Raw genomic sequence first — 15,558 nt, forward strand, 5'->3', positions numbered from 1 at the left:
GCAGCCTGTTGCTCGTCCGCCTCGGCCCCGGTGAGCAGGGCCTTCCGCCTGATCCACGGCAAGAGCACCGACCCGTCCATCACGCATCGAAAGGCCCCTCTGTGACAACGGACCAGGTGCTCATCGGCGTGGGCCTGATCCTCGTCCTGGCCGTCGGATCGCAGGTCCTGGCCGGCCGCCTGCGCATCCCTGCCCTCATTCTGCTGCTGCCGGTCGGCTTCGCCGCGGGCGCGCTGATCGACGACGTCGATCCCGAGCAGCTGTTCGGGGCGGCGTTCTCACCGCTGGTGTCGCTGGCCGTTGCCGTGATCCTCTACGACGCGGGCCTCGGGCTGGATCTGGCGAGGCTGAAGGGCCACACCCGCCGCGTCGTCGTCCGGCTGCTCTGGATCGGTGTCCTGATCACCTGGTTGCTCGGCACGCTCCTCGCCGCGCCCCTGCTCGGGATGTCCCGACGTGCGGCCGTCATGATCGGCGCGATCCTCGTGGTCTCGGGACCGACGGTCGTAGGACCGCTCCTCAGCTTTGTGCGACCGAAGGACCGGCTCCAGCACATCCTGATCTGGGAGGGCTCCCTCATCGACCCGGTCGGTGGCGTACTGGGCGCACTGGTCTTCCACGCGGTCGTGGCGAGCTCGGACCACCACCTCGGCAGCGGAACGGCACAGTTCCTGGCCAGCGTGGGCGTCGGAGCGGCCGGAGGAGCCGCCGGGGCAGCCTTGCTGTGGCTGTTGTTCCGGGTACTGCGGCTCGGCGAGGTCCTCGGCACCACAGCCCAACTGGCCGCGGTGATCGGTGTGGCGGCGCTGTGCGATGTGCTGCGGGACGACACGGGACTCATCGCCGCCGTGGTGATGGGCCTGGCCGTCGCCAACCTGCCCGGCATGAGCGCACCCGCACGCCGGCCGTTCTTCGAGACCCTGGTCAGCCTGATCCTCGGCCTGCTCTTCATCTCCATCTCGGCCACCGTCACCCCGCACTCACTGCGCCATGTGTGGCTGCCCGCGCTCGGCCTCGCCGCCCTTCTGGTGGTGGTCGTCAGGCCGCTGGTCGCGGCCGTGTCCACCCTCGGCACCGACCTGGCGCGCGGCGAACGGGGCTTCGTCGGCTGGATGGCCCCGCGTGGCATCGTCGCGGCCGCCACGGCCTCGACGTTCTCGGCAGGCCTCGTCGACAAGGGGATCGGCGGCGCGACGAAGATCCTTCCGGCCTCCTTCGTGGTCATCGTCGCGACCGTGACGCTCTACGGTCTGACCGCCTCGCCGGTTGCCCGGCGCCTGGGCGTCGTGCGCCAGTCCCGCTCGCGGCCCTTGCTCGTCGGAGGTGCCCCCTGGGTGGTCGACCTGGGCGTGGCCCTGAAAGCGGCAGGACTGGAGGTCCTGATATGGGCGGGGGAGGAGGAACAGCGCGACCGTATCCGTCGGGCGGGGCTCGAACTGGCGCCCGGTGAGCTGCTGGCTGCTGCCACGGGCGGGGCCGCCGAGCTGGAGGGCATCACGGCGGTGTACTTCCTCACCGCCGAGGACGACTTCAACGCATTGGCGGCGGAGCTTCTGCGGGGCAGCGTGGAAGGTACGGTCCACCGCCTGAACGCACCGGCCGACAGTCAGGGCGTGGTGGCACCGTTCATCGGCGGCGAGGTTCTGTTCGGCCCGGATCTGACGTGGCCGACGTTCTCCCGTAGATACGAGGAAGGGGCAACCGTGCTCGGGCAGCCGGCCGACGACGCCGTGCGGCCCGGCAGCGATCCGCTGTTCCTCGTGCGGCGGGACGGCCGCCTCGATCCGGTCACGGCAGGCAGGGCACCGATGCCCCGGCCAGGAGACACGGTCGTCCTGCTGACCCCGGGCGGACGGGCCGGAGAGAGCCCGCAAGGGTGATCGGGCCGCCGGCCGTCGGCCGCTCGGAGTCCGTCATCTGCCGGCCCAGGTGGTTGTACCCAGCGTGAGGCCGACGACGCTCGCCCCGAGCCGTGCGAAACCAGTGCCGATAAACGGCCGACATTCAGCAGGGCGCAATTCTCGGTGCGCAGGTCTCTTTTATCGGAACACCGCAGGGACCTGCTCATGTTCTGCCGGTCGGCGGTTCTCGTGGCACGCTGAAATACGGGCCACCGATCGGTTGCAGGTCAGTGGCGAGGCCGACGCTGGAGGACCCGAGAAATGACTACAGCGGGAATGCACCACCACCGAACCGGGGGAGTGTGGGCGTCCGGTTGGACCGCTTTCGCCGGGGTCATGATGATCTTCGGCGGAGCGATGGCGATAGTCGAAGGCATCGCAGCCATCGCCGAGGACGACGTGTTCGTCACCACTCGCAACTACACCTACAACTTCTCTCTGACGAGTTGGGGCTGGATCCACCTCGTCCTCGGCGTCCTCGTCCTGGCCGCCGGCATCGCCCTCTTCGGTGGAGCGCTCTGGGCGCGGGTGATCGGCGTCGCGCTCGCGGGCCTGTCGATGATCGCCAACTTCATGTGGCTGCCGTACTACCCCGTCTGGGCCGTCGTGCTGATCGCCGTGGACGCCTTCGTCATCTGGGCGCTGTGCGCCGGAAGGAGCCGAGAGGCCCGCACCGGCTGATCCCGCTGAACCGGGTCAGAAGGCGATGTCGTGATGAATGACATGTGGCGATCCAGAGTCACGGCTCCGCGGCCGGCCGGTCCGAAGACGGCGCCCGGCCGCGAGTCGGAGAGTCCGTGACCGGGACCGGGGAACCTGTGACCGGCACCGCCCACGGGCCGCCGGTCGTGGTGGTCCTGGGGGTCTCGGGTTCCGGGAAGACCACCGTCGGCAAGGCGGTCGCCGAGCAACTCGGAGTGCCGTATCTCGAGGGCGACGACTTCCATCCGGCAGCGAACATCGCGAAGATGAGCGCCGGCCGTCCCTTGGACGACGCCGACCGCGAGCCCTGGTTGCGCGCCCTTGCCGAGCGTATCCGTCAGTCCGCCGAGGCCCACGAAGGGCTGGTCATCGCCTGTTCGGCGCTCAAGCGTGCCTACCGGGACGAACTTCGGTCGGCCGCAGGTGCCGGACTGTGGTGTCTGTATCTCGCCCTGGACCGGGCCACCGCGCGGGACAGGGTGTCCCGGCGTACCGGTCACTTCATGCCCGCCGTGCTGGTCGAGTCGCAGTTCGCGACGTTGGAACCGCTGCAACCGGACGAGCCGGGCATGACCCTGGACGCCACCGCCGATCTTCCGGAGCTTCTCAGCCTGGTGCGGGCCGCTGTCGCCCGCAGCGACAGGCGCGCGGGCAAGTGAGCGGATCAGAGGGTCTCCTATGCCGTCGGCCCGGCTGCCCGCTTGCGTCGGCGTGCGCTCACCCGGCGCCAGATCGCCCGCTGACACTTGAGGGTGCCGGTCCCGACCACGATCAGTACGACGATGTTGAGCAGCAGTTGCAGCAGTGAGCCCCAGGCCTCGTTCCAGCTGGCGAACGCCGTCGAGACGCCGATGTCGGCCGCCGCCGGAATCGTGGTCACCGAGATGAAGACACCGAGCAGCGCGCTCGTGCGGGCCTCGGCCAGGGAGACGATGCCGACGATCCCTGCCAGCACCGCCACCGCGGCGGAGAAGAAGTTGGGGGTGTCGATCAGACTCGACACGGGCCTGATTCCCAGTTCGAAGGCCCTGGGCTGCAGGCCGAAGCCCCGGACCAACAGGGCGAAGAGCAAGGTCGCGGCGACGGCCAGCAGGAAGCCGACGAGCAGCGCCTTCAGGCCCTGCTCGACCGGCGGCCGGGCGCGGTGGTCGATACCGAGCGCGATGCTGGTGATGGCCCCGTACTCGGGTCCGACCACCATGGCCGCGACGATGAGAATCTGCGAGTTGGTGATGATGCCCACCGCGCCGATGAGCCCGGCGATGACCAGGAACAGGTAGAAGCTCGGTGGGTACCTGCCCTCGGCCCGGATCCGGGCCTCCACCTGCTCCCACACCGGCGCACGCAGGCGGGCCCCGAGTTCCTCGGTCCCGGTCCTGGCCGCGAGGTCCGAGAACACCGTGTCCACCGGCTCGAGCACGAGGGTGCCGCGGTGTTCCAGGCCGAGGCCCCGCAGACCGCGCAGCACCTCGTTCGCGGCTCCGGTCAGCACGTCGCACTCGATGGCGTCGCCCTCGGGGTTGCTTACCCGGCCCGTCTGCAGATGCAGGTTCAGTACGCAGGTCTCGGCGCTCAGCAGGGCCATGGTGCGTTCGGTGAGGTCCGGCGGGCACACCGCTCGGACATGGATCATGTCCATCCGGACTCCGCGGATCGGTTCGGTGCGGCGGCCTGCGGCCCCGGTCGGGGTGCCCATCCATTAACGCGGCGGCCCCCGGCCCCGGCAACTCGGCGTGCCGGTGTCCGGCGCCCGTCGGAGGGTGGGGGTATGCGAACGCCCGACGAGCTGAGCGAAGCCGATTTCCGGTCGCTGTACCGCCGCCTGCGTGCCACGGCCTCCGGCGGTGGCACTCCCAGGGGTGCCCTGGACACGATCACCGGGGAACAGGTGCGGGCGGCCGTCCGCGAGGTGCGGTCGGGACGTACGGTGTCGCTCGCGGCCCCGGTGAACACCCGCCCCGGACCGGACGACCCCGATCCGGCCGAGCACCGGCTCACGGCGCCGGCGGGCGCCGAACCTGCGGAGAGAGGCCTGGAATTCGCGCGGGACCGCTTCGCCATGAACATCCACGGTGATGTGAACAGCCACCTGGACGCTCTGTGCCACGTCATCTACGACGGCACCCTGCACGGCGGTGCACCGGCGGCAAACGCCCTGTCCCCGGCCGGAGCGAGCGCGCTCTCCGTCGACCTGGTCCGCGACGGCATCGTCGGGCGCGGGGTCCTGCTCGACGTTCCCCGGTTGCACGGCGTGCCCTGGCTCGAACCCGGAACGAGCGTGACGGCCGAGGACCTCGCCGCGGCCGAGGTGCGGCAGGAGGTCCGGGTGGGCCGGGGCGACATCGTCCTCGTACGGGTCGGACACCGCCGACGCCGTGAGGAGCTCGGCCCCTGGGACGTGTCCGACGCCCGTGCCGGACTCCACCCGACCGCCATGGAGTTCCTGGCCGAGCGAGAGGCGGCCGTACTCGGCAGTGACGGCAACAGCGACACGGCCCCCAGTCCGGTGGAGGGCGTCGCGTTTCCCGTGCACGTACTCGCCGTCCACGCGATGGGACTGCATCTGCTCGACTACCTGCGGTTCGAGGACCTCGCGCCGATCTGCGCGCGGGAGGGCCGCTGGACGTTCCTCTGTGTGATCGCCCCTCTCCGGCTGCCGACGGCCACCGGCTCCCCGGTCAACCCCCTCGCGATCCTGTGACGGCAGACGGCAGACGGCAGACGGCAGACGGCAGACGGCAGACGGCAGACGGGAGACGGGAGACGGCCGACGAGCGATCGCCCGGCGTCCCAGGATTCAGGCCGTCAGCTGGTGGACGCTTTGCCCACCGGGCGGCGACTGTCGGCCCTGTGGTCCTCCAGCCATCGGCGCAGCCGGACTCGGCCCGAGGCCACCCGGAAACGCCGCCACCACCCTCCTCACCCGTACGGCACAGTCGTGCCCGCGCCGCGGGCATCGTCGGCCGCCCGGGGCGGCACTCTGGTGAGGCGGTCACGCCCCGGGGCGTGACGCCCGGACCGGACAGCGGGAGCAGCATGCGCGCAGACAGAGAATCCGCCTCGCCCGCGGACGGCGGGAAGAGCCGTTGGCGCGAACGGGTGGCGGATCTGAAGGGCCGACTGCTCAGGTTGCGCAGCACCGCCGAGGAGCGCTTCCCGGTGATCACCCGCCTCACCGCCCACCTGATCGCGGTGAACCTGCTGGACTCCGCGACGCGGCTGGCGGCCCAGGCCTTCCTGACCGCCGTACCCCTGCTCTTCCTGGTCGCCTCTCTCGCCCCACAGGGTCTGCGCAACCAGATCATCGACTCCGTGCACGACCTTTTCGGCATCCAGGGCGCCGCCGACCAGGAGCTGAAGAAGGTCTACCAGGCCAACCCCGCCGATCTGCAGCAGAGCACCGGGGTCGTCAGCGCACTGATGGTGCTGCTCTCCGCGACCGCCTGCAGCCGCGCGATGCAGCGGTTGTGCCAGCGGGCCTGGCGGTTGCCGAGTGCGGGCGCCCGTGTCGCCGCGTGGAGATGGCCTGTGTGGATCGCGGTCTGGCTTGTTGTCGTCGTTCTGCAGGGGCCGTTGCGGGAGGGGTTCGGCGCCGGACTGTGGCTGGGCGTTCCGCTCCTGCTGACCGTGGAGGTGGCCGTGTGGTGGTGGACTCAGCACCTGCTCCTGGCCGGTCGCCTTCCCTGGATGCCTTTGCTTCCCGGGGCGGTCCTCACCGGGGTCGCCCTGACCGTGCTGTCGGTGATCGCGAAGTTCTACGTGCCGGCCGCGCTCAACCGCAGCCTCGACCGGTACGGGTCGCTCGGCGCGGTCTTCACCGTGCTGTCATGGCTGATCGGACTCTGTGTCGTGGTGGCCGTCTCCATCACCGTCGGTGCGGTCATCGCCCAGGAACCCGCCGTGGCCCGACGTCTTGGATCACCCGCTCGGCCCAACTCGCCGGAAAAGTAACCCGGGGATACGTTGGTAGTGGATCAGGAGCCCTTTACACCCGGCGGGACCGGAGCATGCTCCGAGGACGGTGGCCGGCATGATCGACGCATTCCACTACGACGTCATCATCATCGGTACCGGTGCGGGCGGCGGCACCATCGCCCACCGCCTGGCCCCGACCGGAAAACGGATCCTCCTCCTCGAACGCGGCGACTATCTGCCCCGAGAACGCGACAACTGGGAATCCACCGCGGTCTTCGTCAAAGGCAAATACCGCGCTCCGGAATTCTGGTACGACAAGAACGGAAACCAGTTCCCGCCCGAGGTCAATTACTACGTGGGCGGCAACACCAAGTTCTACGGCGCCGCACTTTTCCGTATGCGCCCCGAGGACTTCGGCGAACTCCGGCACCACGACGGCATCTCCCCGGCCTGGCCACTGAGCTACGACGAGTTCGAGCCGTACTACACGCAGGCCGAACACCTCTACCTCGTCCACGGCAGGCACGGCGAGGACCCGTCCGAGGGTCCCACCAGCGCCCAGTACGCCCACCCGCCGGTCCAGCACGAGCCGCGCATCCAGCAGCTCAGTCACGATCTGGAGAAGCAGGGACTGCACCCCTTCCACCTGCCGATCGGGGTGAACCTCACCCAGGACGACCGGGGCCGGGCCACCCACACCAGCGTCTGCATCCGCTGCGACCGGGTCGACGGCTTCCCCTGCCTGGTCGGCGCCAAGTCCGACGCACAGGTCATCTGTGTCGATCCCGCCCTCGGACACGCCAACGTCGAGATGGTCACGCACGCGGACGTGCGGCGCCTCGACACGGACGGGACCGGTCGCAGTGTCACGTCGGTCGTCGCGACCGTGGGGGACGGGGACGCCACCACCGTGGAGTACAGCGCCGACATCGTGGTCGTCGCCTGTGGTGCGGTCAACTCGGCCGCCCTGCTGCTGCGTTCGGCCAACGACCGGCATCCGCAGGGCCTGGGCAACAGCTCGGACGTGGTGGGCCGGCACTACATGCGGCACAACAACCTCGCCCTGATGGCCGTGTCCAAGGAACCCAACGACACCAAGTTCCAGAAGACCCTGGCGCTGCACGACTGGTATCTGGGGTCCGACGACTGGGACTACCCCCTCGGCGGCATCCAGATGCTGGGCAAGTCCGACTCCGAGCAGATCCACGGCGAGGCGCCCCGCTGGGCCGGGGCCGTCACCCCCGACATGCCCTTCGAGGTGCTCGCCCACCACGCGGTCGACTTCTGGCTGTGCGGAGAGGATCTGCCCCTCGCCGAGAACCGCGTCACCCTGGACCGGGACGGCGGCATCCATCTGGCACTCGACGAGAAGAACAACATCGCCGGCCTGAAGCACCTGCGGCACAAACTGCAGGGCATGCTCAGCCACTTGGGCATGCACGAACACCATCTGCTGTCGCACAGCATCTACCTGCACAAGGGCATGCCCATCGGCGCCACCGCGCATCAGGCGGGCACCGTCCGCTTCGGCCACGACCCCGAAAGCTCCGCGCTGGACGTCAACTGCAAGGCGCATGACCTCGACAACCTCTACGTCGTCGACACGAGCTTCTTCCCGAGCATCGGAGCGGTCAACCCTTCATTGACCGCCATCGCCAACGCCCTGCGCGTCGGCGACCACATCGCGGAGCGACTTCAATGACGCCGAACCATCCGGACAGCGGTGAAATCCGGCACCGCACACCTCAGGAGCGAGCCCAACGCGGCAAGGCCGCCCGGTCGTCCGTGCCCCGCTCCAGCCACGCCGAGTTCGCGCCCACGGTGAAACGGCCCGACCCGGTGGACATCATCGACGCGCAGTCCGCCACGCGGGTTCCCGAGCTCGTACCGATCCGCTACGGCCGGATGACCGAGTCGCCGTTCCGCTTCTACCGCGGTGCCGCTGCCATCATGGCCGGGGACCTCGCCGACACGCCCGTGTCCGGGATCAGGGCCCAGTTGTGCGGGGACGCGCACCTGCTGAACTTCCGGCTGCTGGCCTCGCCCGAGCGCCGCATGATGTTCGACATCAACGACTTCGACGAGACGCTGCCCGGCCCGTGGGAGTGGGACGTCAAGCGCCTGTCCACGAGTCTGGTCATCGCGGGCCGGGCGAACGGCTTCAGCACCAAGGAGCGGGCCCGCATCGTCCGGGCGACGGTGCGTTCCTACCGCGAGTGGATGCGACGCTTCGCCAAGGAGGGCAACCTCGCCGTGTGGTACGCCCAGTTCGACGAGGCGTGGGTGCGGGAGCACTTCGGCGCGGAACTGAGCGCACGGGGCCGCGACCGGTGGTCGCAGGCGGTGACCAAGGCACGCAGCCGGGACGGTCTCCAGGCCTTCGGCAAGCTCACCCACATCGTCGACGGGCAGGTCCGTATCGCCGCGGTTCCGCCGCTGATCACCCCGCTCCAGGACCTGCTTCAGGGCGTCCAACGCGACGCGCTGGAGAAGGAGATCCACCGACTGATCGAACGGTACGGCCGCACCCTGCAGTCGGACCGGCGCTCCCTTCTGGAGCAGTACCGGGTGGCCGACATGGCCCGCAAGGTGGTCGGGGTCGGCAGCGTGGGCACCCGCTGCTGGATCGTGCTCCTGCTCGGCCGGGACGACCAGGACCCGCTGCTGCTGCAGGCGAAGGAGGCCGACCAGTCGGTGCTGGCGCCCTTCGCGGGCGCCAGCGCCTACGGTACGCAGGGCGAGCGCGTGGTGTCCGGACAGCGGCTCATGCAGGCCACCAGTGACATCTTCCTCGGCTGGGAGCGGGTCGAGGGGATCGACGGTCGCCGACGTGATTTCTACGTACGGCAGTTGAGGGACTGGAAGGGCATCGCCGAACCCGAGGCGATGGTGCCGGCCGGAATGCGGACCTTCGGCGAGCTGTGCGGCGCCACGCTGGCCCGCGCACACGCGCGGTCGGGCGACCGGATCGCCATCGCCGCGTACCTGGGCGGGGGCGACTCTTTCGACCGAGCGCTGGTGACCTTCGCCGAGCGTTACGCAGACCAGAACGAGAAGGACCACCAGGCACTCGTCGACGCCGTCCGTACGGGACGGGTAACGGCTCAAGCGGCCTGACGAGGCGACCAGCAGGGAGAACTCATGGAACGCTACCCGCCCATCGCCGATCACGGACTCGTCGGGGACCTGCAGACCGCGGCCCTGGTCTCGTCCCAGGGCGTGATCGACTGGTTCGCGGCACCGCGCTTCGACTCGCCGAGTGTCTTCGCCGCCCTGCTCCACCACGACGGCGGCGGCTATTTCCGTCTCGCGCCCGATCATCCCGAGGGCGCCTGGAAACAGCTCTACTATCCGGACACCGCCGTCGTGGTGACCCGGTTCCTGTCACCCGACGGAGTCGGCGAGATCGTCGACCACATGCCGGTCCTGCCGGGCCCGACACCGACGGACCGGCATCAACTGGTACGCATCGTCCGCGCGGTGCGCGGCACCGTGCACTTCGCTCTCGATTGCCGGCCGCGGTTCGACTACGCGCGGGCCACCCACGACCTCGACCTGACGGACGGCACGGCCACGTTCCGGGCCCCGGGCACGACCGCCTACCTCCAGGGCGGCATCCCGCTCGAACGGGACGGCCAGGACGTCCGGGGCGGCATCACGCTCAGCGACGGAGACTCGGCAGCCGTGGTGTTCACGGTGTGCGCGCCGGACGGGGAGGCGCCACCGCCGCCCACCACGGAACAGATCACCGAAGAGCTCTGGAAGAACGTCGACTTCTGGCAGAAGTGGGTACGCACCTCCAACTACCACGGCCGCTGGATGGAGATGGTGCACCGCTCGGCGATCACCCTCAAGCTCCTCACCTACGCCCCCAGCGGCGCGCCGGTCGCCGCCGCCACCATGGGACTGCCCGAGCAGGTCGGCGGGGAGCGCAACTGGGACTACCGCTACACGTGGGTCCGGGACGGCTCCCTCTCGGTGCGGGCGCTGCTCGACCTGGGCTTCGTGGAGGAGGCGACCCGCTTCACCCACTGGCTCGGCGACCGTCTGCGGGCCCGCGAGGGACCGGACGACGAACCCCTCCAGATCATGTACCGGGTCGACGGCGACCCGCATCTGACCGAGGAGATCCTGGAGCACTTCGAGGGCTACCGCGGCTCCTACCCGGTCCGGGCCGGCAACGCCGCCTCCGACCAACTCCAGCTCGACATCTACGGCGAGGCCCTCTACGCCCTGGCCGAGGGCCGCCACGTCGGCGAACAGGCGGGCTACCACGGGTGGAAGGGCCTGACCCGCACCCTCGACTGGCTCGCCGACTCCTGGGACCGCCCCGACGAGGGCATCTGGGAGACCCGGGGCGGACGCAAGGACTTCACCTACAGCCGGGTGATGTGCTGGGCGGCCTTCGACCGCGGTCTGAAGATGGCAGCGGAGTTCAGCAGGCCGGCCGACACCGCGCGCTGGACACGGGCCCGCGACGAGATCCTCGAACAGGTCATGGAACGCGGCTGGAACGAGAAGGAACAGGCCATGGTCCAGCACTACGGCGGCGACGTCCTGGACGCCTCCCTGCTGCTGGCCCCCCGGGTGGGCTTCGTGTCCCCCCGCAGCCCCGGCTGGCTCAACACCCTCGACGCCATGGAGCGGGTCCTCGTCTCCGACAGCCTCGTCTACCGCTACGACCCCCAGGCATCCCCCGACGGACTGCGCGGCTCCGAAGGGACCTTCAGCCTCTGCACGTTCCTGTACGTCGACGCCCTGGCCCGCGCAGGCCGGCTCCCGCAGGCCCGCTACACCTTCGAGAAGATGCAGACATACGCCAACCACGTCGGCCTGTTCGCAGAGGAGATCGGCCCGAGCGGCGAGCAACTCGGCAACTTCCCCCAGGCCTTCACCCACCTCTCCCTCATCATGGCCGCGACGACGCTGGACGAGGCGCTCGACCGGGCTCCGCGCTGAACGACAGCGGCGAGCACGATCACGGGGACGGTCTGCGAGCCGTCATGCCCGCCGCCATGCCCGGTACGACGCCGAGTCCGCAGGCTGCCCAGGCAGAGCGTGTACGCGATGCCCTTGAACAACAGGACCCCCACCAGGGCGCCGACGGACCACGCGTGGGGGTCGGCGGCGAGTTGCGCCAGGGTCTGACCGGACAGGGACACCTCGGGCTGGTTCCCGGAGCGGTCCCGGCGGGCTCGGGTTTCGCTCAGAAGAAGCCGAGCTTCTTCGGCGAGTACGACACCAGAAGGTTCTTCGTCTGCTGGTAGTGCTCCAGCATCATCTTGTGCGTCTCCCGCCCGATCCCCGACTGCTTGTACCCGCCGAAGGCCGCATGCGCCGGGTACGCGTGGTAGCAGTTCGTCCAGACGCGGCCCGCCTGGATCGCCCGCCCTGCCCGGTACGCCGTGTTCATGTCCCGGGTCCACACGCCCGCCCCGAGGCCGTACAGCGTGTCGTTGGCGGTCTTCAGGGCGTCGTCGAAATCGTCGAAGGACGTCACCGAGACGACGGGGCCGAAGATCTCCTCCTGGAAGATCCGCATACGGTTGTCGCCCTCGAAGATCGTCGGCTGGACGTAGTAGCCGCCCTTCAACTCACCGTCGTACTCGATGCGTTCGCCGCCGGTGAGGATCTTCGCGCCCTCCTGCCGGCCGACGTCCAGGTAGGAGAGGATCTTCTCCAACTGGTCGTTGGACGCCTGGGCGCCGATCATCGTGTCGGTGTCGAGGGGATGGCCCGGCTTGATGAGTTCGGTGCGGGCGACGGCCGCCTGGAGGAACTCGGCGTAGTTGCCGCGCTGGATCAGTGCCCGGGACGGACAGGTGCAGACCTCGCCCTGGTTGAGGGCGAACATCGTGAACCCTTCGAGCGCCTTGTCCCGGAAGTCGTCGTCGCGTGCCCAGACGTCGTCGAAGAAGATGTTCGGTGACTTGCCGCCGAGCTCGAGGGTGACCGGCTTGATGTTCTCCGAGGCGTACTGCATGATCAGCCGCCCCGTCGTGGTCTCCCCGGTGAACGCGACCTTGGCCACCCGCGCGCTGGACGCGAGCGGCTTGCCCGCTTCCACCCCGAAGCCGTTGACGATGTTCACCACGCCCGGCGGCAGCAGGTCCGCGACCAGGCTCATCCAGTAGTGGAGGGAGGCCGGGGTCTGCTCGGCGGGCTTGATGACCACCGCGTTGCCCGCCGCGAGGGCCGGGGCCAGCTTCCACACCGCCATCAGGATCGGGAAGTTCCACGGGATGATCTGCGCGACGACACCGAGCGGCTCATGGAAGTGGTACGCCACCGTGTCGTCGTCGAGTTCGCCGAGCGAACCCTCCTGCGCGCGGATCGCCCCCGCGAAGTACCGGAAGTGGTCGATGGCGAGGGGGATGTCGGCCGCCAGCGTCTCGCGCACCGGCTTGCCGTTCTCCCAGCTCTCCGCGACCGCCAGTTTTTCGAGGTTCGCCTCCATGCGGTCGGCGATCTTCAGCAGGATGCCGGACCGCTCGGTCACCGAGGTCCGGCCCCAGCCCGGGGCGGCGGCATGCGCGGCGTCCAGCGCCCGCTCCACGTCCTCCGCTGTGCCCCGCGCGACCTCGGTGAACGGCTGCCCGTTCACCGGAGACGGGTTCTCGAAGTACTGCCCGCGCACCGGCGGCACGTACTCGCCACCGATGAAGTGGTCGTAGCGCGCCTGGTAGGAGACGATCGCGCCCTCGGTGCCGGGTGCCGCGTAACGGGTCATGGTGGCCAGCCTCCTTCAGCAGCGCCGCCCGCCGTTGGGCAGCTCTGCGCGTGAGGCTAGGAGCGCGGACGTTGCAACCACGTTGCCGTCGGCGCGGCCAGCTCCGACTCCAGCGCGGCCAGCCGGGCCCGGACGCTCGCCGTGGGACGTACGGCCGCGAGCGCCCGCCACACCTCGACGTCGTCCTCGCCCCACGGCGCGTGCGCCCAGTCCGCCAGCAGGTCGGGATCCCGGCGGGCGACCAGCGCCGTGCGCAGCGCGTCCGCGACCCGGCGCCTGAGCCGCGCCACCGCCGGGGCCTGCGACGCCGGCAGCAGCGGACCGGCGTACCCCTTCGCCGCCGCCGCGACCGCCCCGCTCTCCAGCCGCCGCTCGACGATCGCCGCGTCGGACTCGACCGGCACGGTCAGCCGGTACGGCCGTGATGCCAGCAGCCCCGGTCCGAGAACCTTGCGCAGCCGGGCCAGTTCGGCCCGCAGCGTCACCGGCGGCACCGACTCGTCCTCGTACAGCGCGCACAGCAGCTCGTCCCCGGTCAGACCCTCCGGATGCCGGGACAGCAGCACCAGGATCTCGCTGTGCCTGCGGCTGAGCCTGACCCTGCGACCCCCGCCGACCAGCAGCGCCTCGTCCCGGCCCAGTGCGCTCAGCTCGGCCCTGCCGGTGGCCGGCTGCTGCGGGAGGAGCAGCGCCAGCTGGGACTCGGCGGCCCGCGCGACCGCCTGGACGAAGCCCAGGCTGTGCGGATGCGCGAGCTCGTCGCCGCCGGTGATGTCCACGGCCCCCAGCACCCGCCCGGTCCGCGGATCGTGCACCGGCGCCGCCGCGCAGGTCCACGGCTGCACCCGGCGGATGAAGTGCTCCGCCGCGAACACCTGCACCGGCCGGTCCACCGCGACCGCCGTCCCCGGGGCGTTCGTCCCGACAGCGGTCTCCGCCCACCGCGCACCCGGCACGAAGTTCATCCACTCCGCCTGCCGACGGGTCCCCGCATGGCCCTCCACCCAGAGCAGCCTGCCGTGCTCGTCGCACACGGCGAGCAGGTGCTCCCCGTCGGAGGCGAAGGTCCCCATGAGCTCACGGAACAGTGGCATGACCCGCGCCAGCGGATGCTCGGCCCGATACGAACCGAGGTCACCTTCGCCGAGTTCGACGTTCGCCGTCCCGTCGGGCCCGACGCCGGCCCGCGCGGAACGCCGCCACGAGTCGGCCACCACCGGGCGCACCGGCCGCTGCACCGTGCCCGCCTCGGTGAACGTCTCGTGCGCCCGCCGCAGCAGCCGGACCCGCTCGGCAGGGTCGGCCCCCGGCTCCAGGGCCACCCATGGATCGGTCAACTCGGCCTCCCGGGAAGGCGGTGCGATGGGGGACATCGTCACTCCCGGTACGCGCGCAGACAACCTCTCCGACCGCCGTCATCCGGACGATGCGCGACTCACACGGCTTCGACCATGCTCAGGTAGCGGTCCCAGTCCCAGTACGGCCCCGGGTCGGTGTGGTCCGCGCCCGGCACCTCGTAGTGCCCGATGATGTGCGCGCGATCCCTGGGGATGCCGTATCTCTCGCAGATCCCCGCCGTCAGCTTCGCGGACTCCTGGTAGAGGGCCTCGGTGAAGTAGGCGGGCTTGTCCACCCATCCCTCGTGCTCGATGCCGATGCTGCGGGTGTTGTAGTCCCAGTTGCCGGCGTGCCAGGCGACATCCGCCTCCCGCACCATCTGCGCGACATGACCGTCGGCCGATCGCACGACGTAGTGGGCGGACACCTTCTTCTCCGGGTTGCGGAAGATGTCCAGGGTGCCGGTGTAATCGGTCTGGGTGACGTGGACGACCACCCGGTCCACCTGGTAGGACCAGGGGCGGTCCGACACCGTGAAGTTGGACGGCGTGGCCGGCTGCCACTCGGCGAGCGGGTGGTCGACGGGCTGCGGGGCAGCCCCGGCCCGCGTCTCGGGAAGCAGTGCGTACGGTACGGCGGCCAGGACGGCCCCCTTCAGCAGCCGCCGTCGGTCGAGCAGCGGTCTGGCGCGTTCCATGGATCAACTGCCTTTCGTCTCAGCGGTGTTCGGCCGCGCGGCGGCACCGCGGTCTCCTGGAGCAGGTTGTGCGCTCCGCGGTGAGTCTCGCGCGCCGGCAGCCCTTCCTTGCGGATCTTCGCCACGCGGGTGTGGCTGGTGTCGCAGACGAACAGGACCGGGCCAAGACCGATCGTCCACGGCAGCTGTGTGCCTTGCGTGAATCACGGTACGGCGGCTGCCGGTTGGGCAGGAGGGCGCTCGCTGTTCCGGTGGACGAGGTCGGGAATGTGGAT

General features: G+C 70.1%; 12 protein-coding genes. 8 read left to right on the plus strand and 4 right to left on the minus strand.

What is annotated here, in order from left to right:
- Positions 1-101 precede the first annotated feature (101 nt).
- From ACZ39I_RS17745 to ACZ39I_RS17755, 3 genes are all read left to right on the plus strand, one after another.
- Complete coding sequence (locus tag ACZ39I_RS17745; protein ID WP_467245289.1) at positions 102-1,880, plus strand: cation:proton antiporter; 1,779 nt, start codon at positions 102-104, stop codon at positions 1,878-1,880.
- Positions 1,881-2,162: 282 nt separating this feature from the next.
- Positions 2,163-2,582: a DUF7144 family membrane protein gene (locus ACZ39I_RS17750; RefSeq protein WP_393601017.1), complete on the plus strand. Its 420-nt coding sequence runs from the start codon at positions 2,163-2,165 to the stop codon at positions 2,580-2,582.
- 116 nt (positions 2,583-2,698) lie between these two features.
- Positions 2,699-3,262, plus strand: coding sequence for a gluconokinase (locus ACZ39I_RS17755; protein ID WP_467245290.1), 564 nt, complete (start codon positions 2,699-2,701; stop codon positions 3,260-3,262).
- Positions 3,263-3,279: 17 nt separating this feature from the next.
- On the opposite strand, the gene ACZ39I_RS17760 is transcribed toward ACZ39I_RS17755, so the two are convergent.
- Entirely contained in the window at positions 3,280-4,242 is a 963-nt protein-coding gene (locus ACZ39I_RS17760; protein WP_467245291.1) for a DUF389 domain-containing protein, read from the minus strand.
- 129 nt (positions 4,243-4,371) lie between these two features.
- Between ACZ39I_RS17760 and ACZ39I_RS17765 the strand changes: the two genes are divergently transcribed.
- The 5 genes from ACZ39I_RS17765 (at position 4,372) to ACZ39I_RS17785 (ending at position 11,477) form a co-directional block, all read left to right on the plus strand.
- On the plus strand, positions 4,372-5,304 hold the full coding sequence (locus ACZ39I_RS17765) for a cyclase family protein (protein WP_467245292.1): 933 nt from the start codon (positions 4,372-4,374) through the stop codon (positions 5,302-5,304).
- A gap of 335 nt (positions 5,305-5,639) precedes the next feature.
- Positions 5,640-6,554 carry a YhjD/YihY/BrkB family envelope integrity protein gene (locus ACZ39I_RS17770; RefSeq protein WP_467245293.1) on the plus strand — a complete coding sequence of 305 codons (915 nt, stop codon included), beginning with the start codon at positions 5,640-5,642 and terminating at the stop codon, positions 6,552-6,554.
- A 79-nt stretch (positions 6,555-6,633) separates the two neighbouring features.
- A complete protein-coding gene (locus tag ACZ39I_RS17775; protein WP_467245294.1) occupies positions 6,634-8,220 on the plus strand; it encodes a GMC oxidoreductase in 1,587 nt (528 codons plus the stop codon).
- Complete coding sequence (locus ACZ39I_RS17780; RefSeq protein ID WP_467245295.1) at positions 8,217-9,635, plus strand: DUF2252 domain-containing protein; 1,419 nt, start codon at positions 8,217-8,219, stop codon at positions 9,633-9,635. The genes ACZ39I_RS17775 and ACZ39I_RS17780 overlap by 4 nt, the downstream gene beginning before the upstream one ends.
- 24 nt (positions 9,636-9,659) lie before the next feature.
- Positions 9,660-11,477, plus strand: coding sequence for a glycoside hydrolase family 15 protein (locus ACZ39I_RS17785; protein ID WP_467245296.1), 1,818 nt, complete (start codon positions 9,660-9,662; stop codon positions 11,475-11,477).
- Between the two features lie 247 nt (positions 11,478-11,724).
- Here ACZ39I_RS17785 and exaC read toward each other — a convergent pair whose 3' ends face one another.
- The 3 genes from exaC to ACZ39I_RS17800 all read right to left on the minus strand — a co-directional run bounded on the left by exaC (position 11,725) and on the right by ACZ39I_RS17800 (position 15,283).
- A complete protein-coding gene (gene exaC / locus ACZ39I_RS17790; RefSeq protein WP_467245297.1) occupies positions 11,725-13,248 on the minus strand; it encodes an acetaldehyde dehydrogenase ExaC in 1,524 nt (507 codons plus the stop codon).
- A gap of 56 nt (positions 13,249-13,304) precedes the next feature.
- Positions 13,305-14,621, minus strand: a complete 1,317-nt coding sequence (locus ACZ39I_RS17795) for a GAF domain-containing protein (protein WP_467245298.1) — start codon at positions 14,619-14,621, stop codon at positions 13,305-13,307.
- A 62-nt stretch (positions 14,622-14,683) separates the two neighbouring features.
- Positions 14,684-15,283: an N-acetylmuramoyl-L-alanine amidase gene (locus ACZ39I_RS17800; protein ID WP_467245299.1), complete on the minus strand. Its 600-nt coding sequence runs from the start codon at positions 15,281-15,283 to the stop codon at positions 14,684-14,686.
- Positions 15,284-15,558 lie beyond the last annotated feature (275 nt).

It is taken from the genome of Streptomyces sp. NPDC024687, from assembly GCF_055559055.1.

Excerpts from the sequence above, each read along its gene's own strand:
- ACZ39I_RS17785 (WP_467245296.1), top strand. The coding sequence starts at position 9,660 with ATGGAACGCTACCCGCCCATCGCCGATCACGGACTCGTCGGGGACCTG.
- ACZ39I_RS17770 (WP_467245293.1), top strand. The coding sequence starts at position 5,640 with ATGCGCGCAGACAGAGAATCCGCCTCGCCCGCGGACGGCGGGAAGAGC.
- ACZ39I_RS17780 (WP_467245295.1), top strand. The coding sequence starts at position 8,217 with ATGACGCCGAACCATCCGGACAGCGGTGAAATCCGGCACCGCACACCT.
- ACZ39I_RS17765 (WP_467245292.1), top strand. The coding sequence starts at position 4,372 with ATGCGAACGCCCGACGAGCTGAGCGAAGCCGATTTCCGGTCGCTGTAC.
- ACZ39I_RS17760 (WP_467245291.1), bottom strand. The coding sequence starts at position 4,242 with ATGGACATGATCCATGTCCGAGCGGTGTGCCCGCCGGACCTCACCGAA.
- ACZ39I_RS17775 (WP_467245294.1), top strand. The coding sequence starts at position 6,634 with ATGATCGACGCATTCCACTACGACGTCATCATCATCGGTACCGGTGCG.
- ACZ39I_RS17750 (WP_393601017.1), top strand. The coding sequence starts at position 2,163 with ATGACTACAGCGGGAATGCACCACCACCGAACCGGGGGAGTGTGGGCG.
- ACZ39I_RS17795 (WP_467245298.1), bottom strand. The coding sequence starts at position 14,621 with ATGTCCCCCATCGCACCGCCTTCCCGGGAGGCCGAGTTGACCGATCCA.
- exaC (WP_467245297.1), bottom strand. The coding sequence starts at position 13,248 with ATGACCCGTTACGCGGCACCCGGCACCGAGGGCGCGATCGTCTCCTAC.
- ACZ39I_RS17800 (WP_467245299.1), bottom strand. The coding sequence starts at position 15,283 with ATGGAACGCGCCAGACCGCTGCTCGACCGACGGCGGCTGCTGAAGGGG.